The sequence below is a fragment of the Brevibacterium sp. GP-SGM9 genome (assembly GCF_047300845.1).
Classification (GTDB): Bacteria; Actinomycetota; Actinomycetes; order Actinomycetales; family Brevibacteriaceae; genus Brevibacterium.
Window position 1 is genome coordinate 2662300 of record NZ_CP178563.1, and the last position, 24555, is coordinate 2686854.

General features: G+C 65.5%; 20 protein-coding genes. 9 read left to right on the plus strand and 11 right to left on the minus strand.

The window, feature by feature from the left end; genetic code table 11:
* Nucleotides 1-34 precede the first annotated feature (34 nt).
* Together ACH82I_RS12030 and ACH82I_RS12035 are read right to left on the minus strand one after the other, a co-directional pair.
* On the minus strand, nucleotides 35-766 hold the full coding sequence (locus ACH82I_RS12030; protein ID WP_413332851.1) for a GH25 family lysozyme: 732 nt from the start codon (nucleotides 764-766) through the stop codon (nucleotides 35-37).
* A 23-nt stretch (nucleotides 767-789) separates the two neighbouring features.
* Nucleotides 790-2115 carry a pyridoxal phosphate-dependent aminotransferase gene (locus ACH82I_RS12035; RefSeq protein WP_413332853.1) on the minus strand — a complete coding sequence of 442 codons (1326 nt, stop codon included), beginning with the start codon at nucleotides 2113-2115 and terminating at the stop codon, nucleotides 790-792.
* A gap of 185 nt (nucleotides 2116-2300) precedes the next feature.
* Between ACH82I_RS12035 and ACH82I_RS12040 the strand changes: the two genes are divergently transcribed.
* Complete coding sequence (locus tag ACH82I_RS12040; protein ID WP_413332855.1) at nucleotides 2301-2639, plus strand: hypothetical protein; 339 nt, start codon at nucleotides 2301-2303, stop codon at nucleotides 2637-2639.
* On the plus strand, nucleotides 2636-3370 hold the full coding sequence (locus ACH82I_RS12045) for an ABC transporter permease (protein ID WP_413332857.1): 735 nt from the start codon (nucleotides 2636-2638) through the stop codon (nucleotides 3368-3370). Before ACH82I_RS12040 ends, ACH82I_RS12045 begins: the two co-directional genes overlap by 4 nt.
* A 33-nt stretch (nucleotides 3371-3403) precedes the next feature.
* Here ACH82I_RS12045 and ACH82I_RS12050 read toward each other — a convergent pair whose 3' ends face one another.
* The 3 genes from ACH82I_RS12050 to phoA form a co-directional block, all read right to left on the minus strand.
* Nucleotides 3404-4897, minus strand: a complete 1494-nt coding sequence (locus tag ACH82I_RS12050) for an amino acid permease (RefSeq protein WP_413332859.1) — start codon at nucleotides 4895-4897, stop codon at nucleotides 3404-3406.
* Between the two features lie 160 nt (nucleotides 4898-5057).
* A complete protein-coding gene (locus ACH82I_RS12055; RefSeq protein ID WP_413332861.1) occupies nucleotides 5058-5633 on the minus strand; it encodes a GNAT family N-acetyltransferase in 576 nt (191 codons plus the stop codon).
* Between the two features lie 140 nt (nucleotides 5634-5773).
* Nucleotides 5774-7576 carry an alkaline phosphatase gene (gene phoA / locus ACH82I_RS12060; RefSeq protein WP_413332863.1) on the minus strand — a complete coding sequence of 601 codons (1803 nt, stop codon included), beginning with the start codon at nucleotides 7574-7576 and terminating at the stop codon, nucleotides 5774-5776.
* Nucleotides 7577-7817: 241 nt separating this feature from the next.
* Between phoA and ACH82I_RS12065 the strand changes: the two genes are divergently transcribed.
* The 4 genes from ACH82I_RS12065 to ACH82I_RS12080 all read left to right on the plus strand — a co-directional run bounded on the left by ACH82I_RS12065 (nucleotide 7818) and on the right by ACH82I_RS12080 (nucleotide 11581).
* Nucleotides 7818-8822: an ABC transporter ATP-binding protein gene (locus ACH82I_RS12065; RefSeq protein ID WP_413332865.1), complete on the plus strand. Its 1005-nt coding sequence runs from the start codon at nucleotides 7818-7820 to the stop codon at nucleotides 8820-8822.
* Nucleotide 8823: 1 nt separating this feature from the next.
* The gene (locus ACH82I_RS12070; protein ID WP_413332867.1) at nucleotides 8824-9684 is read left to right on the plus strand and encodes an ABC transporter permease; all 861 of its coding nucleotides are present in this window, start codon (nucleotides 8824-8826) and stop codon (nucleotides 9682-9684) included.
* A gap of 125 nt (nucleotides 9685-9809) precedes the next feature.
* Entirely contained in the window at nucleotides 9810-10979 is a 1170-nt protein-coding gene (locus tag ACH82I_RS12075) for a sensor histidine kinase (protein WP_413332869.1), read from the plus strand.
* On the plus strand, nucleotides 10976-11581 hold the full coding sequence (locus tag ACH82I_RS12080; protein ID WP_413332871.1) for a response regulator: 606 nt from the start codon (nucleotides 10976-10978) through the stop codon (nucleotides 11579-11581). Before ACH82I_RS12075 ends, ACH82I_RS12080 begins: the two co-directional genes overlap by 4 nt.
* A 33-nt stretch (nucleotides 11582-11614) precedes the next feature.
* Here ACH82I_RS12080 and ACH82I_RS12085 read toward each other — a convergent pair whose 3' ends face one another.
* Both ACH82I_RS12085 and ACH82I_RS12090 read right to left on the minus strand, forming a co-directional pair.
* Nucleotides 11615-12703, minus strand: coding sequence for an ABC transporter permease (locus ACH82I_RS12085; RefSeq protein ID WP_413332873.1), 1089 nt, complete (start codon nucleotides 12701-12703; stop codon nucleotides 11615-11617).
* Nucleotides 12700-13587: an ABC transporter ATP-binding protein gene (locus ACH82I_RS12090; protein WP_413332875.1), complete on the minus strand. Its 888-nt coding sequence runs from the start codon at nucleotides 13585-13587 to the stop codon at nucleotides 12700-12702. The genes ACH82I_RS12085 and ACH82I_RS12090 overlap by 4 nt, the downstream gene beginning before the upstream one ends.
* Before the next feature lie 356 nt (nucleotides 13588-13943).
* Here ACH82I_RS12090 and ACH82I_RS12095 point away from each other — a divergent pair, with 356 nt between their 5' ends.
* From ACH82I_RS12095 to ACH82I_RS12105, 3 genes are read left to right on the plus strand one after another with little or no spacing between them, the layout of a single operon-like run.
* Nucleotides 13944-16316 (plus strand): SpaA isopeptide-forming pilin-related protein, encoded by a 2373-nt coding sequence (locus tag ACH82I_RS12095; protein ID WP_413332877.1) that lies wholly within the window; start codon nucleotides 13944-13946, stop codon nucleotides 16314-16316.
* Nucleotides 16317-16326: 10 nt separating this feature from the next.
* Nucleotides 16327-17709, plus strand: coding sequence for a SpaH/EbpB family LPXTG-anchored major pilin (locus tag ACH82I_RS12100; RefSeq protein ID WP_413332879.1), 1383 nt, complete (start codon nucleotides 16327-16329; stop codon nucleotides 17707-17709).
* Nucleotides 17706-18677: a class C sortase gene (locus tag ACH82I_RS12105; protein ID WP_413332880.1), complete on the plus strand. Its 972-nt coding sequence runs from the start codon at nucleotides 17706-17708 to the stop codon at nucleotides 18675-18677. Before ACH82I_RS12100 ends, ACH82I_RS12105 begins: the two co-directional genes overlap by 4 nt.
* Here ACH82I_RS12105 and ACH82I_RS12110 read toward each other — a convergent pair.
* From ACH82I_RS12110 to ACH82I_RS12125, 4 genes are all read right to left on the minus strand, one after another.
* Nucleotides 18649-21366, minus strand: a complete 2718-nt coding sequence (locus tag ACH82I_RS12110; RefSeq protein WP_413332882.1) for a LuxR C-terminal-related transcriptional regulator — start codon at nucleotides 21364-21366, stop codon at nucleotides 18649-18651. The two genes, ACH82I_RS12105 and ACH82I_RS12110, sit on opposite strands and share 29 nt — an antisense overlap.
* Nucleotides 21367-21525: 159 nt before the next feature.
* Nucleotides 21526-22215 carry a response regulator gene (locus tag ACH82I_RS12115; protein WP_413332884.1) on the minus strand — a complete coding sequence of 230 codons (690 nt, stop codon included), beginning with the start codon at nucleotides 22213-22215 and terminating at the stop codon, nucleotides 21526-21528.
* A gap of 4 nt (nucleotides 22216-22219) precedes the next feature.
* Complete coding sequence (locus ACH82I_RS12120; RefSeq protein ID WP_413332886.1) at nucleotides 22220-23695, minus strand: sensor histidine kinase; 1476 nt, start codon at nucleotides 23693-23695, stop codon at nucleotides 22220-22222.
* A gap of 104 nt (nucleotides 23696-23799) precedes the next feature.
* Nucleotides 23800-24429, minus strand: a complete 630-nt coding sequence (locus tag ACH82I_RS12125) for a class I SAM-dependent methyltransferase (RefSeq protein WP_413332888.1) — start codon at nucleotides 24427-24429, stop codon at nucleotides 23800-23802.
* Nucleotides 24430-24555 lie beyond the last annotated feature (126 nt).

Consider the following 24555-nt stretch of genomic DNA (forward strand, 5'->3'; position numbering starts at 1 on the left):
GTTGCTGAACCCTGATACGGCCGCGAGCGATTCCTCAGCCGAGCCTGAGGACGTCGAGGTCGACCTTTCCGTCGATGCCGTCGACCTTGGCGAAATAGTGGATCTGCCACATCGTCCATTCGTCAGTGGGCGGTCTGAGGAAGAAATGTGTGACCCATTGCGGACGGTCGGCCAGTGAACCGATCGAATACTTCGAGGTGAATGAGCCGCGTGCGTAGACGAGCAGCGGCCGACCCCAGGCGGCCTCGACGATGCGCCGAAAGTCGCCGAGCTCTTCATCGACTTCGGACTGCGGGGGACGACGAGTGCAGGCACCGATGAGTTCGAGGTCGACGGCCGGTGCCAATGCTCGCTGGTCGGGAGGAGCTGCGCGCAGAAAGTTCGCGGCCTGATCGGCTCCCGACGAGCACAGGGTGAAGAAATGGTAGGCGCCTCGGCGGATGGAGGTGGCTGAGACCTGCTTCCAGTTCTCACCGAATCGAGGATCGACGTAGTCGTCGCCTTCGGTGGCTTTGATCATCGCGGCGCCGATTCCATCGTCTGCCACGGAGTTCCAGTCGATGACCCCCTGATGGTTCGACACATCGATCGCATGAACCTCACCCGCGCCCCGGTCCAGAGTCGGACGATGGACGGGCACGATTGCGAACCAGCACACGCAGCCGAGGATGAGAGCCGCGACGAGCACGATGGCGATGGCCGAAAGACTCATGCGCAGACGCGACCGCGGGCGATCCTTCGCCTGACCTCCTCCGACATCTGCCATGGTCCCATTGTCGCAGTGGCGAATCACCCCGCGGCGGCGGAACCGGTGTTGACCTCCGAGGCGGTGGCGGCGGCGCTGCTGGCGCCGGCAGCGGCGGCATTCTCCCGCACGATCGGCAGCTCGCAGGTGGTGCTCGCGACCTGCTGATACCCGGAGAGGAATTCGCCGAGGCGGTTGATCGATTCGTCGAGCACCTCGACCGAGGGCAGGGTGACGAGTCGGAAGTGGTCGGGCCGCGACCAATTGAAGGCGGTGCCATGGGAGACGAGGATCTTCTGCTCGCGGAGCAGGTCGAGGGCGAACTGCTCGTCATCGGTGATGCCGAACTTCTCGACGTCGAGCTTCGCGAACATGTACAGGGCTCCGCTGGCTCGGTGGGCGGAGACGCCGTCGATGGAGTTCAGTCCCTCGTGTGCGAGATTCATCTGTGCGCCGAGTCGACCCTGCGGCAGGACGAGATCCTCGATCGACTGCTTTCCGCCCAATGCCGCCTGGATCGCGTGCTGGGCGGGGACGTTCGCACACATGCGCATATTCGCCAGCAACTTGATGCCCTCGAGGTAGCTCTTCGCCTCGGCCAGCGGACCGGTGATGGCCAGCCAGCCCGCGCGGTACCCGGCGATGCGGTAGGCCTTGGACAGGCCGGAGTAGGTCAGGCACAGCACGTCGTCGCCCGTGAGAGTGGCCATATTGACCAGTTCGACGCCGTCGTAGGTGATCTTCTCGTAGATCTCGTCGGCGAAGATGATGAGGTCGTGGCGGCGGGCGATGTCGACGATCTTCTTCAGCGTCTCTTTCGAGTAGACCGCGCCGGTGGGGTTGTTCGGGTTGATGACGACGATGCCGCGGGTGTTCTCGGTGATCTTGGACTCGAGGTCCTCGAGGTCGGGCTGCCACGCGGTGGCTTCGTCGCACAGGTAGTGCTTCGGCGTTCCCCCGGACAGGGCGACCGACGCCGTCCACAGCGGGTAGTCGGGGCTGGGCACGAGGATCTCGTCGCCGGGGTTGCACAGTGCCTGCAGGGAGAGGGTGATGAGTTCACTGACGCCGTTGCCGAGGAACACCTCGGGGGTGTCGAGATTGTGGATACCGCGCGTCTCGTAGTACTGCACCACGGCCCGGCGGCCGGAGAGGATTCCGCGGGAGTCGGAATACCCCTGCGCCACGGGAAGCTGGTTGACCATGTCCCGGACGATCGTCTCGGGGGCTTCGAATCCGAACGGGGCCGGGTTGCCGATGTTGAGTTTGAGGATCGTGTGCCCCGCGGCCTCCATGGCCTCGGCCTCTTCGAGGACCGGGCCCCGGATGTCGTAGAGAACGTTGGCCAGTTTGGACGACTGCCTGTACATGGGGAATCGAGGATCCTTTCGGTGCGGGGATGGTCTCCATCCACCGTATGACCCCCGCCGAGGTGGTTCCGACCATTCAGAGGCCCGTTTCGGAAACCTTTGCCCGGAATTTCGGATCGATGTGCAAACCTTTCGCGGTTCGGGTCACTCTGGGCGGCTGGACAGATCATCGACCCGCGACGGCCGTGCCCGACATTGTCTATGCTGAGTGGCATGGTCGAGTCAGGATCCGCGGACTCGCCGACGACGGCACCACCCTGCTCGTCTCGAGCCACGTGATGGACGAAGCCACCCGCTGCGACCGGCTGCTGCTCATGCGCGAGGGCGAGCTCATCGCAGACACCAGCCCGCATGCGCTGCTCGAGACCACCGGGGCGGACACCGCCGAGGACGCCTTCCTCGCCATCATCGAGTCCGAGGAAGCCCGTCCCGCGCACTCGCGAACGCATCTTCTCGCAGGCGGAAGTCAACAGACCCGCCGAGGCGGTCGAGCCGAGCGGACGCGGAAGTCGGGTGCGCGATGACTCCGACTCGTACCTTCGCCACCGCGGGCCGCGTCCTGCTGCAGATCCGCAATGACCCGCGCACCATCGCTCTGCTGCTCGTGGTGCCCAGCCTCCTCATCGGACTCGTGGCCTGGATCTTCGATGAGACGAACGTCTTCGCCACGATCGGCCCGGCGATCCTCGCGCTCTTCCCGTTCATCGTCATGTTCCTCGTCACAAGCATCTCCACCCTGCGCGAACGCCGCAGCGGCACGCTGGAGCGTCTGCTGTCGATGCCGCTGGGACGCGGGGACTTCATCCTCGGCTATGCGCTCGCCTTCGGACTGCTCGCCATAGTGCAGACGGCGATCGCCGTCGGCTTCGCGACCTGGGTGTGCGGGATCGAGATCGAGGAGTCCCTGTGGCTGCTCTTCGCTGTCGCGATCGCCGATGCGCTGCTCGGCACGGCCTTGGGTCTGCTCGCCAGTGCCTTCGCCCGCACCGAGTTCCAAGTCGTTCAGTTCATGCCGGTGCTCATCTTTCCGCAGATCCTCCTCGGCGGAATCTTCCTGCCTCGAGAGCAACTGCCCGAGGTGCTCGAGGTCATCGGCGACTGGCTGCCGCTGTCGCATGCGATCGACGCATTGAACGCCGTGTCCACGGGGGCGGAGGACGCGGCTTACATCTGGCTGCGGATCCTCTTCATCGGCTGCTGGATCGTCGGCGCCGTCATCGTCGGATCACTCACCCTGCGCCGCCGGACGCCGTGAGTCGGTGCCGCACCGAACGTTCTGGAGCCGGCGTCAGCGGGTCTGCTGCGAGCGCCGGGCCGTGTGCCCGTGCGTGGGCTCGGTACGGTCGGTGAGACTGTAGGGTCTGCGGCCCCGACCGCGGACGAACGCGAGGTAGCACAGCCACAGCGCGACCACCCACAGCAGACCGACCCACAGTGCCGGCCGTGAGTCGGGGACGATGCCGACCATGACGACCACGAAGACGATGAACGCCACGGTGATCCAGGAACCCACCGGCCACAGCGGCATGGGGAATTCGCTGGGAAGACGAGCCTCCTCGGCGATCACTCGTTTCATCCGGATATGGGACGCGAGGATGATCAGCCACACCAGCACCGTGGCGAAGGTCGCCAAAGCTCCGAGCAGGAACAGGGCCTGATCGGGGTAGAGGTAGTTGAGGACCACCCCCGCCAGCAGCGCGACGATCATCGTGAACACCGTCATCACGGGCACGCCGCTGCGGGAGGTGCGGGCGAAGGAGCGTGGGGCCTGACCCTGTTCGGCCAGACCGTGGAGCATGCGACCCGCGCCGAAGATGTCGGCGTTGATGGCCGAGAGCGCCGCCGTGATGAGGACGACCTGAAGAATGGCAGCTGCCGCGGAGAAACCGATGGAGTCGAAGATCGCGACGAAGGGACTGACCTCGGAGGTGATCCGGTTCCAGGGCAGAATGCACATGATCACGCCGAGGGTGAGGACGTAGAAGAGGAGGATGCGCACCGGCACCGAGTTGATGGCTTTCGGCAGCACCTGCTTCGGGTTCTGGGCCTCACCCGCGGTGACGCCGATGATCTCGATGCCGCCGAAGGCGAACATCACGATGGTGAACGATGAGAGCAGACCCCAGAACCCGTTGGGGAGGAAGCCGCCGTTGTCGACCAGCGCCTGCGGACCCATCTGATCATGGTCGGCGATGCCGAAGCCGAAGATGATGATGGCCACGCCGGCGGCGATGAGGGCGATGATCGCGACGATCTTGATCAGCGCGAACCAGAACTCCAGCTCACCGAAGACTTTGACGCCGATCATGTTGATGGCGGCGATGAAGAAGACGACCGCGAGCACCCAGATCCAGCGCGGAACACCCGGGAACCAGAATCCCATGTACACGCCGATCGCGGTGGCATCGAAGACGGCGACGAGGACCATCTCGAAGGCGAAGGTCCAACCGACGAGGAAACCGGCGAAGGGGTGGATGTAACGGGAGGCGTACTGGCCGAAGGAGCCCGAGACCGGGTGGCGGACGACCAGCTCGCCGAGCGCGCGCATCACCATGAAGACGGCGGCGCCGCCGATGATGTAGGCAAGCAGCACCGCAGGACCGGCGGCCTGGATCGACTCGGAGGAGCCCATGAAGAGACCGGTGCCGATGGCCGAGCCGAGAGCCATGAAACGGATATGGCGGGCGCTCAGGCCTCTCTTCAGGCCTGCGTTCTGCTCGTGTCCGTCAGCGCTGTCGTCGCTGGGGAGCGCGTCATTGCGGTCCTTGTCGGCTGGAACCATCGGTGTTCTCTGTCCTCTTCTCTCGACTGCCCGAGGCCACCGTGCCGACATGATCGTCTGACCGGCCCCAGGGCCACATCAGATTCTCACACCGCTGGGGCAGCAGAGTGCGGATGTCGGAAGAAAGAGTCCGAGGTCTCAGAAATCTGAGTCGGAGCGCTCAGGCCTGCTGTCGGTCGGAGTTGAGCATGCCGAAGATGAGGGTGTCGGTCCATTCGCCCTTCGACCACCAGTCCTGGCGCAGGTGGGCCTCCTGACGCATTCCGATCCGCTGGGCCAAGTTCGCCGAGGCGGTGTTGCGCGGATCCATCTGCGCGAAGACCCGATGGAGACCGTAATGCTCAAAGGCGACGCCCAGCATGGCGATGGCTGCCTCGGTGGCGAAGCCGTGACCGCCTGCCGCCGGGTCGAGGATCCACCCGATCTCGGCCTTCGACTCGCTGCCGTCCTCGAGCCAGATCGCGATATCGCCGATCACCCGTGAGCCCTCGAGCGAATCGAGGCCGTCGGCGGTTTCGATGACGAGCGCCAGGGCACGGGATTCGGTCTCCAGCCCGGTGCGAGGGATCCTTTTGGCGATCTCGGTCTCGGCCACCTCGGCGGTCCAGGGGTCTTGGAGGAGGAACCGGGAGACATCCTCGCGGGAATAGATGGGCAGGTGCGCCTCGGCGTCGTTCTCCCGGTAGGGACGGAGCACGAGACGGTCGGTTCTCAGCGGCAGGGTGAGGGGTTCCATGGGACTACTCAATCACGTGGAGTTGGGGATGAGAACAGCCGATGCCGAACGCTCGCTGGGAGCGTCCGGCATCGGCTGGGCTGTGGTCGCCAGGATCGGGTCGGCGGCGAAAGCCCGCCCGAACCCGGCTATTCAGCTCCTCAGATGTTGATGAGGTTGCGGCGCTGGGCCACGCGGACCAGGGCGGAGCCGCCGATGATCGCGGCGACACCGAAGAAGATCGCGGCACCGATCTCGACGCCGGTGCGCGGGAGCATCCCGCCACCGCCGCCGGCCAGCCCGGGTCCTTCGTTCCCGCCGCCGGAGGCATTGCCCTCTCCGCCATCGGCATTCCCGCCGGAGCCGTTCGAGCCGGCACCTGCCGAGGCATCGGCGTCGCTCGAGGAACCGGAGTCATCGTTGCCGTTTGCATCGTCGCCGCCGGTCGAGTCGTCCGAACCGCCGGCGTTGGCGCCGCCGTTCGAGTCATCGGCGCCGTTCGCATCATCCGAACCGGTCGAATCGTCGTTGCCGTTCGCGTCATCGCCCGGGTCGCCGGGGATCTCGGCGTCACGGTCGAGTCCGAGCCCGTCGGCGATCGTGTAGTGCATATCGGTCTGGTCGGTCAGTCCCACGACATTGGCAGCACCCGGACCGTAGGCGGCGATGCGGATCTGCGTGCCGGTGTGGCCCTGCGATGCGCCTTCGTCTGCGGTGGCGTAGTTGACGGTCATGTCGGTGCCGTCGGCCGTGGTCAGCGTCCGGGTCAGACCGGGCGTGGTGGTGCCGGCCGTGGTGATCTGGCTCGTGTGAGCGTGGTCGGCGGTGGTGATGACGAGGGTTTCGCCGTCCTTCTTCGCGAAGTCGAGGGCGGACTTGACCGCCTCGTCGAGGTCGACGGTCTCACCGATCTGACCGCACGGGTTGGCCTCGTGGTCCTGCTTGTCGATGCTCGCGCCTTCGACCTGGAGGAAGAAGCCCTTGTCGTTGTCGAGCAGATCCACGGCCTTGCTCGTCAAGTCGTCGAGCTTGGGCGCCGAGGAGGTGCGTTCGGGGTTGTTCTCGCACTTCACGGCCGGTTCGCTGGCACCGTTGTGGGTGGCCTTCGGGCCCTGCCAGCGGACCGGGAAGTTGCCCTCGTGGAAGAGTCCGAGCACGGGCTTGTTCTGATTGGCTTCGGTGATGGAGTCGAGCGAATCGGCGTCGCTGGCCAGCTGGTAGCCGCGCTCCTCGGCCTGCTCCCGCAGGGTCTTGTCCTTCCAATCACCGGCCACGGCCTTCTGGTCGAAGGAGGCCGAACCGCCGCCGAGGGTGACATCGGCGCGGGTGTTCAGTATCTGTTCGCTGATCGATCCGAGTCCGCCGTTCTCCAGCGCCTCGTCGGAGCAGTCCTTGCTCGTCTCTTCGGGGCCGTAGCAGCCGCGGAGGCTGATGTGCGCGGCCTGGGCGGCCGGGGTGGCATCCTGGATCTCTGCGGTGGAGACGTTGCCGGTCTTCAGGCCCTTGGCACGAGCCATTTCGAGCAGGGTCTTGTGGGGGTTGCCCTTGCGGTCGACGCCGAGTGCGCCGTTGTAGGTCTTCGTGCCCGAGGACCAGCCGGTGGCGCTGGCTGCCGAGTCGGTGACGTAGTCCGGCTTGCCGGTGTCCTTGTTGACCGCGTAGGTCGTGTACTGGCCGGTCATCGGCAGTTCGTCGAGGCCGTCGAAGCGACCGTGGGCGCCCTTGGCGTAGTTGCGGGCGATGGTGATCTCCGAATCGCCCATGCCGTCGCCGATGAGGAGGATGACGTTCTTCGCTCCCGCATCCTCGACCGCATCGCGGATGGCGTCCGTGTTGTCGCCGTCGAGCTGACGGGCGCCGCCCGGTTCGTCGACACCTGCCGCCTGTGCGGGGGCGGCGAAGCCGAAGAGAGCGAGGCCCAGAGCCCCGGTCGCCGCAGCGAGTCGCATCGTTCTCGTGGCCATTGCTGTCCTTCTTCCGTTGAGATTCGTGAACCCGGCGGCTGCGCGCGGGCAGACCATCTCAACGTACTCAGGAAACTCGCAACGCAGGTTGAGCAAACGTGAAGGGAAAGTGAACACGAGGCCGGGCCGCGACGGTTCGGTGCAGCGGAGAGAGGTGGCAGTGTCCCCGTGACATATGGCACCTCGAGAGTCGTGACAAATGGCATCACCGACCAGACCTCCGTGTTCCTAGTCTGAGGACATGAGCACAGACACAACGCGATCAGCGCAGACAGCATCGATCCAGAAATCAACCTCGACCGCGGCGACGATTCCGCCCGCGGTCCACCTCCAGCATCTCTCGAAGTCCTTCGGCAGCCTCAAAGCCGTCGACGACCTCGACCTGAGCATCCGACCCGGCGAGGTCGTTGCCTTCCTCGGCCCCAACGGTGCCGGCAAGACCACGACGATCGACATGCTGCTCGGACTCAGCCGACCCGATGAGGGCACGGTCGAGATCTTCGGACAGCCGCCTCGGCGGGCGGTCTCCCGCGGACTCGTCAGCTCCGTGATGCAGACCGGGGGTCTCCTCGATGACCTCACCGTCCGCGAAACCGTCGAATACACCTCGGCGGTCTTCGCCTCGAGCCTCGACGTCGACCTCGTCCTCGAGCGCGCCGGCATCTCCGGCATCGCGGACTCCATGGTCAAGAAATGTTCGGGCGGGCAGAAGCAGCGGTTGCGCTTCGCGATGGCGCTGCTGCCTGATCCGGCACTCATCGTCCTCGACGAACCGACCACCGGCATGGACGTCACCGGGCGGCGCGACTTCTGGCACGAGATGCGCGCCGACGCCCTGCACGGCAAGACGATCCTCTTCGCCACCCACTACCTCGAGGAGGCCGACGAATTCGCCGACCGCGTCGTCCTCGTTGCGAACGGACAGATCGTCGCCGATGGACCCTCGCATGAGATCCGCGCGATGGCCGCAGCGAAGACCGTCAGTGCCACGCTGCCGCGCATCGACGCGGCTTCGCCCACCGAGGCGGACGCTGAGAACCGCCTGCTCGACCACCTCGGCGGACTGGCCGGAGTCGAATCCGTGGACGTCCAAGGCAGGCGCCTGAAGATGCGCACCACGGACTCGGATGCGGCCGCGAAGACCCTGTTCGACAGCGCCTGCACCGACCTCGAGATCACCTCCCACTCACTCGAAGACGCGTTCATCAGCCTGACCTCGAACTACTCCACCTCGAAAGGTGCATGACATGAGCACTCATCCGACCGCGAACCCACCGGCATCACCCACAGCAGCACCGGCAGAGAACCCGGGCGCCACCTCGGCGAACTCGACTCGCTTCCTCGACACCCTGGACCAGCGCCGACCACCGAAGCTGGGCGGATTCTCGATGACCCTGCTGCGGCTCGAACTCCTGCGCAAGCTGCGCAACCGGCGGACCCTGATCTTCACGATGATCATGCCCGCGGTCTTCTACCTCATCTTCGGGGTGACGAATAAGGGCCAGACGCTCGGCGACACCGACGCCGCCCTCTACATCTCAGTGTCACTGGCGACGTACGGGGCGATGGTGGCCACGACCACCGGCGGCGCCCAGGTCGCGGTCGAACGGGCACTGGGCTGGAGCCGACAGCTGGCCCTGACCCCCTTGCACCCGGCGGCCTTCATCCTCACCAAGGTCCTCGTGTCGATGGTCCTCGGAGCGGTCTCGGTCATCGTCGTCTTCGTCCTCGCCGCCTTCACCGGAGTCCATGCCCCACTGGGCACCCTGCTGGCCGCCGGTGCCCTCGTCGTCCTCACCTCCTCGGTCTTCGCGGCCTTCGGTGTGATGCTCGGCTACCTGCTTCCCACCGAGAACGCCATCCAGGTCTCGAGCATGGTCCTCGGCATCCTCTCCCTCATCGGCGGTCTCTTCGTGCCCCTCGAGATCTGGCCGAAGACCCTGCAGACGATCGCCCACTTCACTCCCGCCTACGGGGCCGGGGAAATCGCCCGCGCACCGCTGGGCGGGGGATACGATCAATGGGCAGTGGTCAATATCATCGTCTGGCTCGCGATCTTCGTCGCGGGGTCGGCATGGGCGCTGCGCCGGGACACCGCACGGGTGTGAGACAGGGACACCGCTCGGGTGTGAGCGTGAGCGGCTGCTTCGCAGCCCGGTGATCGCGGACGATTTCCTCGTCCGCGATCACCGCATGCAGGTGACGTGAGCCGAAGGAATCGAGGGAGGTGAGGATGGACAGAACGCGCAAGCTGGAGGCCGAAGGATCGCGACCGGTGAACTTCCTGAGCTGGTTCTTCCCCTTCTTCTGGCTCGTCTTCCTTTTCTATCCCCTCGCCGCCGCCTGGCGCCTCGAGGGGGCAGGACGCGTCTGGGGGCTGACGCTGACCATCGTCTTCGCCGCCGTGTTCTACGCGGCGATGGTCGTCGGCGGGGTCGGCCTCGGCGCGTTCTCCCGCTCCGTCCGTGATGCACGTTCGAAGCCGACCCGCAGGGCGAAGATCGTCGTCAATCTTGCGATCGTGATTATGGTGGCGATCACCCTCACCGCCGTGCCCGTCGTCGGGGAGGAGGGCCTGGCCTTCCTCGCCTATATCTCCGTCCTCATCGTCATCTCCGTTCGCCGCGTGATCCCCGGAGTCATCGCCGCGGCCTCGACGATGATCGTCGCCGAGGTGGCGCAACGTTCCGTACCCGGCTGGACCCACGACTGGGCCACCACCTTCGGGATCTCGATCTCCGGGTTCGCCATGGTCATGGCTCTCGTCGCCGGTGACCGGGCCCGGGCGGCGCGGGCCGCCGAGGAGGAGAACCGTCGCCTCGAACAGGAGGCCGAGCGCCTCCGCCTGTCCCAGGACGTCCACGATGTGCTCGGCCATTCGCTGACCGTGATCGCTCTCAAAGCCCAGTTGGCGGCGAAGCTGCAGGCCGCCGGTGCTCCCGAGACGGCGAAGCACATCGGTGAGATCGAGAGCCTCGCACGCAGCGCGCTCGCCGACGTCCGCACCACCGTCCAGGGCACGCGGACGATCTCGCTGGCACAGGAGCTCGTCGCCGCGACCCGCGCCCTGCGCGCCGCGGACATCGAGATCGAGGCGCCCTCTTCTGTCGATGCCGTGGATCCAGAGCTGCGTGAACTCTTCGCCTGGAGTGTTCGGGAAGGCAGCACGAACATCCTGCGCCATGCTCGCGCCCGGCACTGCACGATCACCGTGTCCACGGAGCGTCTCGAGATGCGCAACGACAGCTCGGGGCGCAGATCCGACCTCGCCGAGGTGGGTGCGGGCAGCGGTCTGCGTGGCCTGAGGGAGCGGGCCCGGTCGGTGGGCGCCTCGGTGCGGACCCGGAAGACCGACGACGGTTTCGTCCTCGTCGTCGCACGCGGAGAGCGAACCGAATCATGACGACGCTGCTCATCGCCGACGATCAGACCATGGTCCGCGAGGCGCTCGCCGCGTTGCTGGGCATGGAATCCGACTTCGAGGTCATCGCCCAGTGCGCCAACGGGGACGAGGTTCTGCCGGCGGTGCGACGGGCTCGCCCCGATATTGCGTTGCTCGACGTCGACATGCCCGGACCGGACGGTCTCACGGTGGCCGCCTCGCTGCGGGAGGAATTTCCCGAGGTGAAGACGATCATCGTCACGACCTACGGGCGCCCTGGCTGGGTCAAGCGTGCCCTCGATGCCGGAGTCGGCGGGTTCATGGTCAAGGACGCCCCGGTCGAGCGTCTCGCCGAGGGGATCCGCCGGGTGATGTCGGGTCTGCGGGTCATCGACCCCGAACTCGTCGTCGAATCCTCGATGCACGGCGACTCGCCGCTGACCGAGCGGGAGACGGACGTCCTCCGGGCGGCCGCCGACGGAGGCAGTGTCGATGAGCTCGCCTCGGCGCTGTTCATCTCGGCCGGCACCGTGCGCAACCGCCTGTCATCGGCGATCGGGAAGACCGCGGCCCGCAATCGCGCCGACGCGGTGCGGATCGCCCGTGACAACGGCTGGCTGTGAGCCGCCTCGGCGCCTGCGGTGAGAAGCCCGCCTTCAGGACCGGGTCAGTGCCTGCTTCCACGACAGCTTCGGGCCCGAGCGGAGGATCGAGCGTTCGAAGATCCGGGTCGCCAGCAGCAGTGCCAGCAGGGTCGTGCCCGCGAGGATGACCAGCGATACCAACGGCTCCCACCATTCGATCGTGCCGAGGAAGACCCGCATGGGCACCGCCACCGCGGCCGCGAACGGGATGTAGGAGAGCACCGCCATGACCGATTCGTTGGACGAGAAGACGATCACGGCCATGTAGGGCAGGAAGATGAGCATCATGATCGGCGAGCTCGTCGAGGCCAGGTCCTCGGTGCGTGAGACCATCGAGGCCGCGGCCGCGTAGAGGGCGGCGACCATGACGAAGCCGACGATGAAGAGCGGGATGAACCAGGCGATCGGCTCCGCGACCTTGCCGAGGACCAGGTCGTTTCCGCTGATGGCGGCCCCGATGAGCACCGACAGTGCGGTCAGCCCGATCTGGGCGAAGGCGAGGATCGTGCACGCGATGATCTTGCCGAACATGAGCACCCGCGCCGAGGTGGAGGCGAGCAGGATCTCGACGATCCGTGACTGCTTCTCCTCGACCACGGACGAGGCGATGGTGTTGCCGAACGTCATCGCGGCCATGAAGAAGACGATCCCGAGGCCGAGGCCGATGAAGTTCGTCAGCACCGGATCGGGGGCATCGGGGTCGAGGAGCTGCACGGTCGGAACTTCGCTGAGGGCCCCGGTCAGCGATTCCGGTGCCGAGCGTTCGGCGATGACGGAATAGCCGACGGGGGAGTCATCGGATTCGACGACGGCCGCCGTGACCTCGCCCGATCGGATGAGGTCCTTCGCCTCGTCGGCGCTTTCGACAGTGACGAGGTCTACATCGTCCGATCCCTCCATTGCCTCGGCTCCCGCCGAGGTGACCGCCACCTTGTCGGTGGAGGAGAACAGCGTGGGAAGCGCTCCCGAGACTGCGACGAGGGCGCCGAAGAGGACGATGGAGATGATCGTCGAAGTCATGAAGGCCCGGGACTTCACGCGAACCATGATCTCGCGTTCGATGACCAGTCCGATGGCGGAAGTGAAGCTGGCGCGGCTCATGGCTGTGTGACCTCCTGGAAGAGACGGTTGAGGGCGACGGTGTGCGGGGCGAAGGACCTCACGGAGCCGGCGGACAGCGCCCGGCGCATGACCGCCTCGGCGGCGTCGGCGTTGTCGGCGGAGAAGCGTACCCAGGTCCCGTCGAGCTCGACGACGGTGATGTCGGGGAGTTCGCGGACCCAGCCCATGTCGGACTCGGTCTGCAGGGTCCATTCGGGGCGGCTGCGTTGGCGACGGAGCTGTTCGGCGGTGCCGTTCGCCACCAGGCGTCCCTGATTGATGATGACGAGATCGTCGACGAGGCGCTCGACCAGGTCGAGCTGGTGGCTGGAGAAGAGCACGGGAGCGCCCGTGTCGGCGAAGGACTTGAGCACATTCAGGGTGCGCTCGACGGCGACCGGATCGAGGCCGGAGAAGGGCTCGTCGAGGACGAGCGCCTGAGGTTCGTGGATGAGGGCGGCGGCGATCTGCACCTTCTGCTGATTGCCGAGGCTGACCGATTCCAGGGTGTCGGTGGGTTCGCCGTTCAGGTCGAGGAGTTCGAGGAGTTCGAGGCCCCGGCGTTTGGCCGCCTGCCTGCTCAGACCATGGAAGCGGGCGAGGTAGATGAGCTGATCGATGATCGGCATCTTCGGGTAGAGGCCGCGCTCTTCGGGCATGTAGCCGATCGCGCTGCGATGGGTCGGTGTGATCGGGGAGCCGTCGACGGTGATGTGGCCGGAATCGGCGGCGAGGACACCGAGCAGGATCCGCATGGTCGTCGTCTTCCCCGAGCCGTTCGAGCCGACGAAGCCGGTCATCCGGCCATCGCCGATGCTGAAGCTCAGGTCGTGCAGGACCTGTTTGCCGCCGAAGCTGCGGTTGATGTTCTCCAGGGTGATCATGTCTCAACCGTATGTGGCCGGGGCACGATCCGGCTCAGCCTCGAGGGCTATTTGCGCCTCCGACGGAAGGGGGAGAGGCCCCCAGTGGGGCGTTTCAACGGGCCGGATGGATAGTTGAATGTCGAACTACTAAGTAGTTTCGGGAGGTTCGGTGGGAGGCGACTGCGGACTACGCATCTATTGCTGAAGTACCCGCTCCGAGCAACGCATTCGGGTGATCCGCTTTCTAGGCTGAAGATGTTCGCCAAGCCCCACCCCTCATATTCCCGCTGTCTGACCAGTCCACCTAGACGTGTGCGCAGACGGAGCATGAGTCCGGTTCGGGCGAGATCGTTTGTAATCGGAATGAGGATTCTATGACGCTGCTCGGATTGCGTATGCGCACCGTGTGGGCCGCACTGACCACGCTGGTGATGCTCTTCGCCGGGGCCGGCATCGTCCTGCTTTCGCCAGCGCCTGCGGCCGCGGCCGCAGTCTCGATCAGCTGCACCCCGGGGACTGTGTATTCGATATCGAGTTCCGGGCAGATGCGCAAGCTCACTCAAGGATCCAGTGGGGTCAACGCGGGGTCGCCTGCGAAGAACGTCAGCAACTTCAACGGGTTGGGGATCGGCGAAAGCGGGTCGCCCATTTACGCCATCGAACGCTCTACAAGCAGCGGCTACAACATCGGAGCCACCGTCCACCGGTTCGATTCGTCCAACGGAACCTGGGCCTCGACAGGTGGGTCGGTACAAAGCACTGGAACCAACCTCATCGCCGGTGCTGTCGATTTGGCTACCGGAAACTACTACTTCGGCGGCTTCACCGAGGGAGGCAATTCATTCAAGATCTTCCGATACTCTCCCAACGGGGGATCGATACGCGTCGTCGGAACGATCAACACGACGAGCGGTACTGCTTCGAATGCAAACGGTGACATGGCATTCGACTCCAACGGCAATCTTTTCGTCGTTCGCGGTTCTGGCGGAAATACAACCGTTTACTCGGTGACGAAGGCGAATCTTGGTGCGGGTAACGGAGGAACCATTCCTGCCTCCGTGTCGGGAACCTATGCGACCAACTCCAATGTCAACGGCGTGGCATTCGACTCCGATGGCCGATCCTTCTTAGGTACCGCCGACACGGTGCGGCGCTATGACATGCCCGACTGGTCGAACGGGGCCGACTTCGCCAGTGGCAGCTGGTCCAGTTCCGACCTCGCCTCGTGCTCTTCGCCTGCCACCTTCACTCTCCAGAAAGATGTGCAGCGTGGACGTGCGAAGGCTGACGACCAGTTCACTCTTTCGCTCAAGCAAGGCAGCACCGATCTCGGCAGCACGACTACGACCGGCAACGCCACCGGCATCCAGGATGAGATTGTCGGGCCACAACCAGCTAAGCGGGGGGCGATGATCAGTTTCTCTGAGAAGGCTGCCGGCGGGGCCGATCTCGGTGACTACGCCAGTGCCTACTCGTGCACGGTCGACAACAAGCTGATGAGCGGTGCGTCCGGTACCGGAAGCTCCGGTGCGATCACCATCCCAGACTCTGGCGACGCCGTAGTCTGCACGATCACGAACTCTCCGCTGACGGCGAATGTCTCAATCCACAAGGACGTTGCCGACGAGAACGGTGAGAACGTCAAACCGGGCAGGGACTGGACGCTCGGCGCAAAAGCCACTGCGACGACCGACGGTGTCACTGCGACGCCGACGACTGCCACGCAGAAGACCAACAACGACGGCGACGCCAAGTGGGGGCTGAAATTCACAAAGACCACCGGCCGGGCCACCGTCGCGATTTCTGAGACCCAGCAGGAAGGCTTCGAGTTCAAAAGCGCGAGCTGCACGATCACCGGTCTCGACGGTACGAAGGCCGAGAAGAAGCTGACGAGCGAATCCGCCACCAACCTCACCGGGATCAAGCCCGGCGACGACGTCAAGTGCTCCTACCTCAACAAGGTCAAGGACACTGCTCTGACTCTGGTGAAGGAGGTCGACAACAAGGCTGCTACCGGCACGGCCAAAGACACCGACTGGACGCTCAAGGCTGTCGGTGACGCGGCTTCGGGAAACAAGACGATCGAGGGCAAGACCGGTTCGAAGGATGTCACCAAGGCCAAGCTCAAAGCGGGCAAGTACGCCCTATCAGAGGCCGGTGACCAGAAGGGCTACGAAGCCTCGGACTGGGTGTGCAAGCCGACTTCCGGCTCTGGCACTGTCACCTCCGACAAGAGCTCGGTCACTCTGAAGACCGGCGACGCGGTCACATGCACGATCACGAACACCGCGAAGACCGGTGTCGTGACTTGGGACAAGACTGACGAGTCCGGGACCGCGCTCAAGGGCTCGGTCTGGACCTTGCGGGGGCCCAACGGTTCCGAGGTCATCGTCGAGGACTGCACGGCCGCCTCGGCGGACAGATGCACCGGCCTGGACAAGGACCCGGCCGCGGGCAAGTTCTCGGTCGACGGTCTCAAATGGGGCGACTACACACTCATCGAGAAATCGGCACCGTCCGGATTCGTCCTCGACCAGACCCCACACACGTTCACCGTGAACGGATCCGACAAGGGACTCAAACAGTCACTCGGAACATTCGAAAACGTCCAGAAACCACCGGTGGCATTGCCGCTGACCGGCGGAACTGGAAGCCAGATCTACCTCATCGGCGGAGCAGCTCTGCTCGCCGCCGCCGGTGCCATCGCACTTCTCAAGGGCCTGCGCCGCAGGAACCGGAAGCACTGAAAGGGAAACAATGAAAAACAGGAAACTGGGTCTGTGGCGGCGTCTGACCGCGATCACCGCAGCAGCGGCGCTGAGCGTGCTCGGCATGGCCGGTACCGCGCAGGCGGCCGACAATGTGGGCAACATCGACACGAGCAAGACCGGGTCGATCATCGTCCACAAGTACGACGGCAGCTACGGCAGCGACGGCGGCAACGGTTCCGCCCTCTCTGACACCTCGAAGCTCGGCAATCCTCTCGGAGGTGCCACCTTCACGGTCGAGCAGGTGACGGCCAAGGGCGGTCAGAGCATCGATCTCACCACTCCCGAAGGTTGGGATGCGATCAGCGGTCTGCAGGCCTCCCAGGTCGCAGCCGGCGGCTTCACCAAGGAGAAGAAGGGCGAGAAGACCACCACCGGTGACGGGCTCGCCACCTTCAGCGGACTGCCCTTGGGCCTCTACCTCGTCACCGAGACCGGGACCCCGGCCGACGCCACCTCGACGACGGATCCGTTCCTCGTCACCCTTCCTCTGTCGCAGTCGGGCGGCAAATGGCTCTACGACGTCAACGTCTACCCGAAGAACTCGATCAACAAGACCCAGCCGACCAAGGAAGTCTCGAACCCGACCGCTCCCGTGCTCGGCTCGAACGTCGACTGGACGATCTCTGCCCCGGTTCCGGCCGCGAACAACGGATACAAGAAGTTCGTCATCACCGACAAGCTCGACTCCCGTCTTGAGCACGTCACGACCAAGGTCGCCGGTTACTCCGAGGGCACCGATTACACGCTTACCGTCAACGGCGGCACCGTGACGATCACCTTCACCGATGCGGGGTTGAAGAAGCTCAAGGCCGGCAGCGATATCGTCGCCACGATCACGACGAAGGTGATCGAGCAGGGCGACGGAACCATCGAGAACTCGGCGCTGGTCAACACCAACGGCACCGAGAAGAAGACCAACCAGGTGAGCACCAACTGGGGTTCGCTGAAGGTCATCAAGCACGTCGCAGGCGACAAGTCCCACACCCTCGCCGGAGCCGAGTTCGACATCTTCTCCGATGCCGGAGCAAAGAACCGCGTGGCCTCGGTGAAGACCACGGCCGATGGCACCGTCTCGATCACCCTGTGGGTCGGCAACAACGACGCCACCTCGAAGCAGTACTGGGTCAAGGAGACCAAGGCGCCTGCCGGCTACGTCCTCGACGGTACCGTCAAAGAGGTCACCGTTACAGCCGGCGAGACCTCGGCACCACTCAGGTACGAGTTCCCCAACACCCAGCAGGGGCACCCGAACCTGCCGCTGACCGGTGCTGATGGCAAGATGCTCGCGATGATCGCCGGTATCGGCCTCATGCTCATCGCCGGTGGTGCAGGCATCGTCGTGGCCAACCGCCGCAAGAACCAGGTGTGACCCACTCACCCGAGGCCCAGGAGTCCGGTTCGGTGCCCGCGCCGAATCGGACTCGGCGGCCGCGCAAGTCAACTCGGCGCCCGTCATCGGACGGGCGCCGGTGGCGCGTGCCCGTGTTCGCTCTGGTCATCGCCCTGGTCGCGCTGAGCGGCTTGGGAATCTGGACCTACCCGAGCGCCGCGGCCTGGTTCTCCCAGCTCGATCAGTCGAAGATCATCGGAAATTCGGCAACGACCTCCGAGGGCGACCGTGCGAAGAACTCCCGCCAGCTCAAGCTCGCCCACGAGTACAACGCCGCCCTGCAATCGGGCGCGCAGCTCGAGTCGGACCACCGACTGCCCTCGGGCAGCGGCACCTCGAGCAACGGGTCCCCGGCCTACGAGGACGTGCTCGACGATGGTGGGCCGGGCGTGATGACCCGACTGCGCATCCCCTCGATCGATCTCGACCTGCCGATCTACCACGGCACCAGCGATGCCACCCTGCTCAAAGGGCTCGGACACCTCGAAGGAACCAGCCTGCCCGTCGGAGGCCGGAACACGCATTCGGTCATCACCGGTCATCGTGGCTTGGCCGAGGCGACGATGTTCACGAACCTCGACAAGGTCGGCGAGGGCGACAGGTTCACCCTGACGACCTTCGGCGAGGTGCTCAGCTACCAGATCGTGCGCACACAGGTCGTCGAACCCGATGAGACCGAATCACTGCAGACGGTGTCCGACCGCGACCTCGTCACCCTGGTCACCTGCACGCCGCTGGGCATCAATTCCCAACGGATCCTCGTCACCGCCGAACGCGTCTATCCGACTCCGGCAGCCGATCTCGAGGCCGGAACCGCACCTCCGGACATTCCCGGTTTCCCCTGGTGGATCGTCATCATGGGCGCCGGCATCGTGGCGGCCGGAGTCTATGTGTGGTGGACGGGACGACCGGTTCGCGTCAAGCCCGCCCCCGCTGCGCGGCATTGAGCCGACCGGCATCGCGGAGCTTGAGCATGATCATCGGGATGTCTCGACGCCGGCTGGCTCCGAGCTTGGCCCGAGCCTGGAGCACATGCGATTCGACTGTGCGCACCGACAGCACGAGACGCTGACTGATCTGGACATTCGTCAGCCCCTCGGCGATCAGCCGGCAGATCTCGAGCTCGCGGTCCGTCAGCGTCACGGCGGGCGAGGCATCGGTCGGCGGTCTCGGCGACTCAGCCGTGGGCGATGGGTCCTCGGGTGCCGTCGAAGCTCGCAGGTGCAGCGCATCGAGGGCGTTCCCGGCCGACCGTGCACGGGCACTCATGCGTTGGCCGAGGAACAGCGCGCGCGCCTGGGTGAAGGCGAGACGGGCGGCACCACGGTAGCCGACCTGCTGCAGTTCGCGCCCGACGACCATGAGGGCATCGGCATCCTCGGCGGCTGCCGCCGCGATGTGCCTGCGGGCGGTGCGAGGGCCGGGCAGATCGAGATCCGGGTCTCCGGCCAGGGACGCATCGGCTTCGGTCGCAGCGACCGTGCCGTCGAGGAGGCGAGCATGGACGAAGACCGTGCGCAGCCATGGCGGCAGCTCTTCGGCATTCGGCGATCCCGGGCCGAGGAGAAACGCGGCCAAACCATCATGGAGTCGGTACCCCTGCGTCGAACCCGCCTCGGCGTCGGCGGTCGTCCGATAGTAGGGGGCGCGACTGCGCTGCCAGCGACCGATGGTGTCCCGCAATCCCCATCCGACGGCAAGCAGCGCCGGGTTGACCGATGCCGCAAAGGCCTCGAAGTCGCGTGCCGCGCTGTCGACCTTCCCTTCGAGCAGGCGCAGAATTCCGGTGGACCACGCCGCGGTGGCCGTCAGTTGCCAGCCGCTGTGGGCCGACGCACCGCACGCGGTCGTCAGCAGAGTGCGTGCGGTGAGTTCGGAGCGTTCATGTTCGATGCCGGCGAGGAGACAGTTGACGGTGGCTCCGGCGGAGAAGTACCAGAGCATGGTGAAGGTGAAATCGTCGAGCGTTCGTGATTGGACCGTGGTGAGGTCGGCGATGAGGTCGAGCCCCGTCTCTGCCGCAGCGATCAGACCCGCGGCGTTGTCAATCTTGAGGTTGTACTGGCAGAGGGTGGCGAGAGCGGCCAGACGCAGGCCCGGCGGCGTGCGGGGGGAGTCGAGGACCGATCGGAGGTCCTCGATTCGAGTCATCACGCTGCCGGTGAATGAGGAGACGAGGTTCGCCGTCCCGGGAATCAGGGCGTCGACCGTGCCCGTGAGGAAGTCCGTCCACCACTGGGGGAGTTCAGCTTCGGAGGCGAGAGCTGCACCCGCTACGAAGAGAAGTTCGAGGCACACAGGCTCGTGTTCGTGCCCCATGGCCCCGCGCTCGACAGCAGACCGGATCAGATTGACGGCGCCCGCGCGATCACCGTTGGTCAGCCGTGCCATGATCGACTGCAGCTCCCATTCGAGTAGCAGAGGCGGGTCGTCCCTGATCGTGTCTTCGACCGTGAGGAGCATGACAGTGGCTTCCATCGGATCGCCGAGGCGGTTGAGGGAACGCGCCGCTCTGAGCATCAGCCGAGCCCGGGAACGGTCGAGTTCGGCAGCGTCGTTGACGAGGTCACGTGCCAAGCTGATCTCGGCCACCTCGCCGACGGGATAGCCCGCTCGCCACATCGTCTCGAGTCGGCGGCGGAATCCCTCGTCCTCCTCGGCGCTGGTCTCACCGACGTGTGCGCTGTCCATGGCCGAGACGTGGAGTGGCGAGACCGCAACGGAGGGTTGGCCGGTGACCTCGAGTTCGCGGGCCAACCGCAGGTCGATCAGGCGAGCGATGGTCGTATTGCCGAAGAGCTGCTTGGCCGTGCTGATCGGCATGGGTCCGATGTCGCCGAGGCGACGGGCGGTGACCAGCGTGTCTCTGCGCAGGAGCGGATACTGTGCTGACAACCGCAGCAGTGAGCGGTTGCCGAAAGGTGGGGTATCGACGCTGGCATGGGGGTAGCGCTGCGGAACTCTGTGCGGATCCTCCTCGGCCCATGCGACGAGATCGGCGGCGACCAGCGGCCTGCCGGCGGACAGTGCCGCGAGGGTGCGAAGCTGAAGGTCATCGAGCGGCGCGGTTGCGGAGAGTCCGGTAACGAGTGCGAGAGACTCGCTGCTGGTCAGTCGGGCCAGGTCGATCCGCTCGAGCTGCCCGGAACTCCACCCGGCCGCGATCTGGGAGAGAGGTCCATTGCTGTCCCGATGCACGGCGCGCAGACGGTCGCCGTCGACAAGGTAGGCGATGGGTACTTTCGACTGATGGAGTGCGCGGTCGATGACCGATTCTGCCTCGGCAGTGAGCAGGTGGGCGCCGCAGATGATTCGGGGGCCACCGCTGAGACGTGCGGGATCGGTGAACTCCTGGACCTCCTCGGCGCTCGTGTGCGTGGTCACTCGCAGGAGGGAAGCTTCGGGCTGACCGAGCGTGGAGGCCAAGGACCGGGCGAAGTCAAGCGCTCCGTCGCCGGTGAGGCAGACCACCACGACCGAGCGGTCGGCGCGGAGATAGTCGAGGATCTGCGTCGACTCTCGGCTGCGCGTCGGTGCCTGGTGAACAAGGCGGTCGTAGGTGGGGTCGAATGGAGCAGCGGTGTCCGTGCTGCGCATGCGCATGGTGCCTTTCCGGTCGCCGAAGTTCGAAACCATCAAGACTGTTTCGGGGATCGTTGGGGTGGACCTTGAGTGCAGGTGGTGGGGCTGTGGGGCGGGGAATGGGCCGGTCACGATCGGGTCATTCGGCCGTAAGACAGACTACACTCGGCGTCATCGAGTTCGCCAGGTCGTCCCGGATCTTGGTCCGAACTGTCAGGTTCGGTCTGTCGACCCCGAGTCGCCGCTCCGCGCTCCGGTACCGACGATCCCGTTCTCATATGCCCAGATCACGGCATGGATGCGGTCGCGGATATCGAGCTTCGTCAGCAGATTCGACACATGAGTCTTCACCGTGGCCTCGCCGACGAACAGCTTTGCCGCGATCTCGGAGTTGCTCAGTCCTGACGCAACCAGATGGAGGACCTCGAACTCGCGTTCGGTGAGCTGATCGAGCACGGGCGGAGCGGGAGTCGTCGGCTCGGGGCTGTTCACCGAGCGCTCGATGACACGTCGGGTCACCTCGGGGGAGAGGAGCCCGTCCCCGTTCGCCAGGGCGGTGACGGCATCGATGAGCTGCTCCGCCTCGGCGGTCTTGAGCAGGAACCCGCTGGCACCAGCCGCCAAGGCCTGGAACAGGAAGTCGTCACGGTCGAAGGTGGTGAGCATGAGCACCGCACCGGCCGCACCTCTGCGGACGATCTCCGCGGTGGATTCGAGGCCGTCCATGACGGGCATCTGAACATCCATGCAGATGACGTCCGGCGACAGCTCCAGGGCGCGGTCGATGGCGATCTGCCCGTTCTCCGCTTCGCCGACGACGGTGATGCCGTCTTCGGACTCGAGGATGGTGCGGAAGCCAGTGCGGACCATCGACTGATCGTCGACGAGGAGGACTCGGATCACGGGTTCAAGCCTTTGCTCGGGTGTCGGTGGGGTGGGCGGATGGTTCGGCGGTGGGGTCCGCGCTCTCGGTGGCCGTGCCCGTGTCCTCGACGTCGACGGTTGCGGCGTCGTTGGCTGCTGCTTCGGCATCGGGAGTCGCCGAGGCGGCAGCGGGCGACGCCGAAACAGCCACATCTTCGTTCGTGTGCGGATAGGGGATGCGGGCGCGGACGAGCCAACCTCCGCGGGATTTCGGCCCCGCTTCGAGGCTGCCGCCGAGGGCATTCATCCGCTCCCGCATGCCGACGATGCCCAGGCCGAGGCCGGCCTGCTGCGGTTCGGGGCCTGCTGGGTCCTCGGGGTGCACTGAGTCCTCGGGGCGCACCGAAGCGTCGGGACGTTCGGCTGCGAGCTCGGAGCCGGCTGAACGCGAGTCGCTGACTTCGACCTCGAGATCGGCACCGCCGTAGCGCAGTCGCACCTCCACCTCGGCGCCGGGACCGGCGTAGCGGCTGCAGTTGGTCAGGGATTCCTGGATCACGCGGTAGATCGACAGCTCCGTGATCGGTGTGAGCGGACGGGTTTCGCCGATCGTCGTGAACTCGATTCTCTGGCCGTTGCCGCGGGCCGATTCGATGAGTTCGGGCAGATCGCCGAGGCTGGGGTTGCCCTTCGTCGTCGGCTCGGTCCGGGCCTCGTCGGTGTCGCGCAGGGTGTAGACGAGGGCGCGGAGTTCCTCGACGGTCTCTCTGGTCGAGGTTTCGATGGTCTTCAGTGACTCGGCTGCTCTGTCGGGGTTCTTCGTCAGGCTGCGGCGCGCGGCCGCGGCGTGGATCCCCACCCCGGCGATATGGTGGGCGACCCCGTCATGGAGTTCGCGGGCGATGCGCACCCGCTCGAGATCGAGGGCCTGCTCGGCCAGGCGTTCTCCCTGCCGCCGGACCTCCTCATTGGCGGCTCGGAGTTCGGCCAACAGCAGTCTTTGGTTCCAGGCACGATTGCCGAACAGCCAGGCACCGCCGAAGTACGCGACGTTGACGAGCACATTGATGCCGAAGCCTGCGGCGATCTGCAGGGCCGTCATCCCCGAGAGATCGTTGATTTGGAAGGAGAGGGCCAGGTTGAGGTAGAGGAAGATGCCCAAGCAGTAGAGGGTCCGGGAGATGAAAGCGGCCCGGCGGTTGCTCTGCCAGGCTCCCACCGAATAGAGACCCATGAACAGGATGATCTGGGTGACCCCGGGCTCGATCGCGCTGAAGACCTGTGCCGTGACAAAGACAACCGCTTGGGTCCAGGCAACCTGACTCGGATAGCGCCGGCGCCAGATCAGCGGCAGGGAGACGGCCGCCGAGCTCAGCCACAGCACCCACAGTGGTGCTTCGAAAGGCCAATTGCCAGTCGCCGTGTAGAGCACTGAGAAGACCATCGAAGCCACGGCCAAGATGATGGTCAGATACACATCTCCCTTGGTCGGGCTCAGCGATGTCTCATTCTCTGCCATCCTCCCAGCTTAGACAGTGGCGCTGTCGGGCGGAATCCGCCGAGGTGGGGATTTCGCGCCGCAGGACTCCACCTGCAGGCTGAGGCGCGGTCGTCGATGCGGGATCAGTCCTGAGCGGATTTCTCCCCGACGACGACCGCGAGATCCTTGTGTTTCCAGTGGACTCGTGTGTTCAGGCCCGCCTCGGCGAGCCAGCCCGACTGCTCCTCGAGTGAGCTGGGAGTGTCCTCGATCCAATCGATCGGGGTGACCACCTCGGCGGGGTCATCGGGGACCACAAGATCGGCGAGCACGAAGCGACCGTCGGGTCTGAGCACCTCGGCGATGCGAGCGAAGAGATCCGCCTTGCCTTCTGCGCCGAGGTGGTGGACCGCGAGCGTCGACATGACGAGGTCGAACGGTCCGGGCGGCAGCGGGTCCTCGAGCCGGCCCTCCCGCAGCTCGGTGCGCTGAGGATCGAGAGTCGTGCGGGCGGCGGCGAGCATCTGCGCACTGGCGTCGATCCCGAGGAGCTTCGCCTCGGGGAGGGTATCGAGGACCTTGGTCGCGGCCAGGCCGCTGCCGACGCCGAGGTCGAGGATGGTGCTCGGGTGGACGGCGTGGTCGGTGGCCGACTCCGGCGCGGTCGGTGCTGTGGCGGCCTCGGCGAGCTCGGCTTGCAGGCGTGTGTAGTCAGGGATCTCTTCGGCCATGAGGGCCAGATAGCTTGCGGGATCCCACTCGAACTCGGTCATGTCGGCTCCTTCGCGGACGGTGAGCGCGATCCTACTCCGGTTAAGTCAGAGAGCACTGGTTGCAACCAGTGCTCTCTGCCTTAAAGCGTGCAGCTCTTGGCCGGTGGCTCGTGGCCCGTGGCCCGC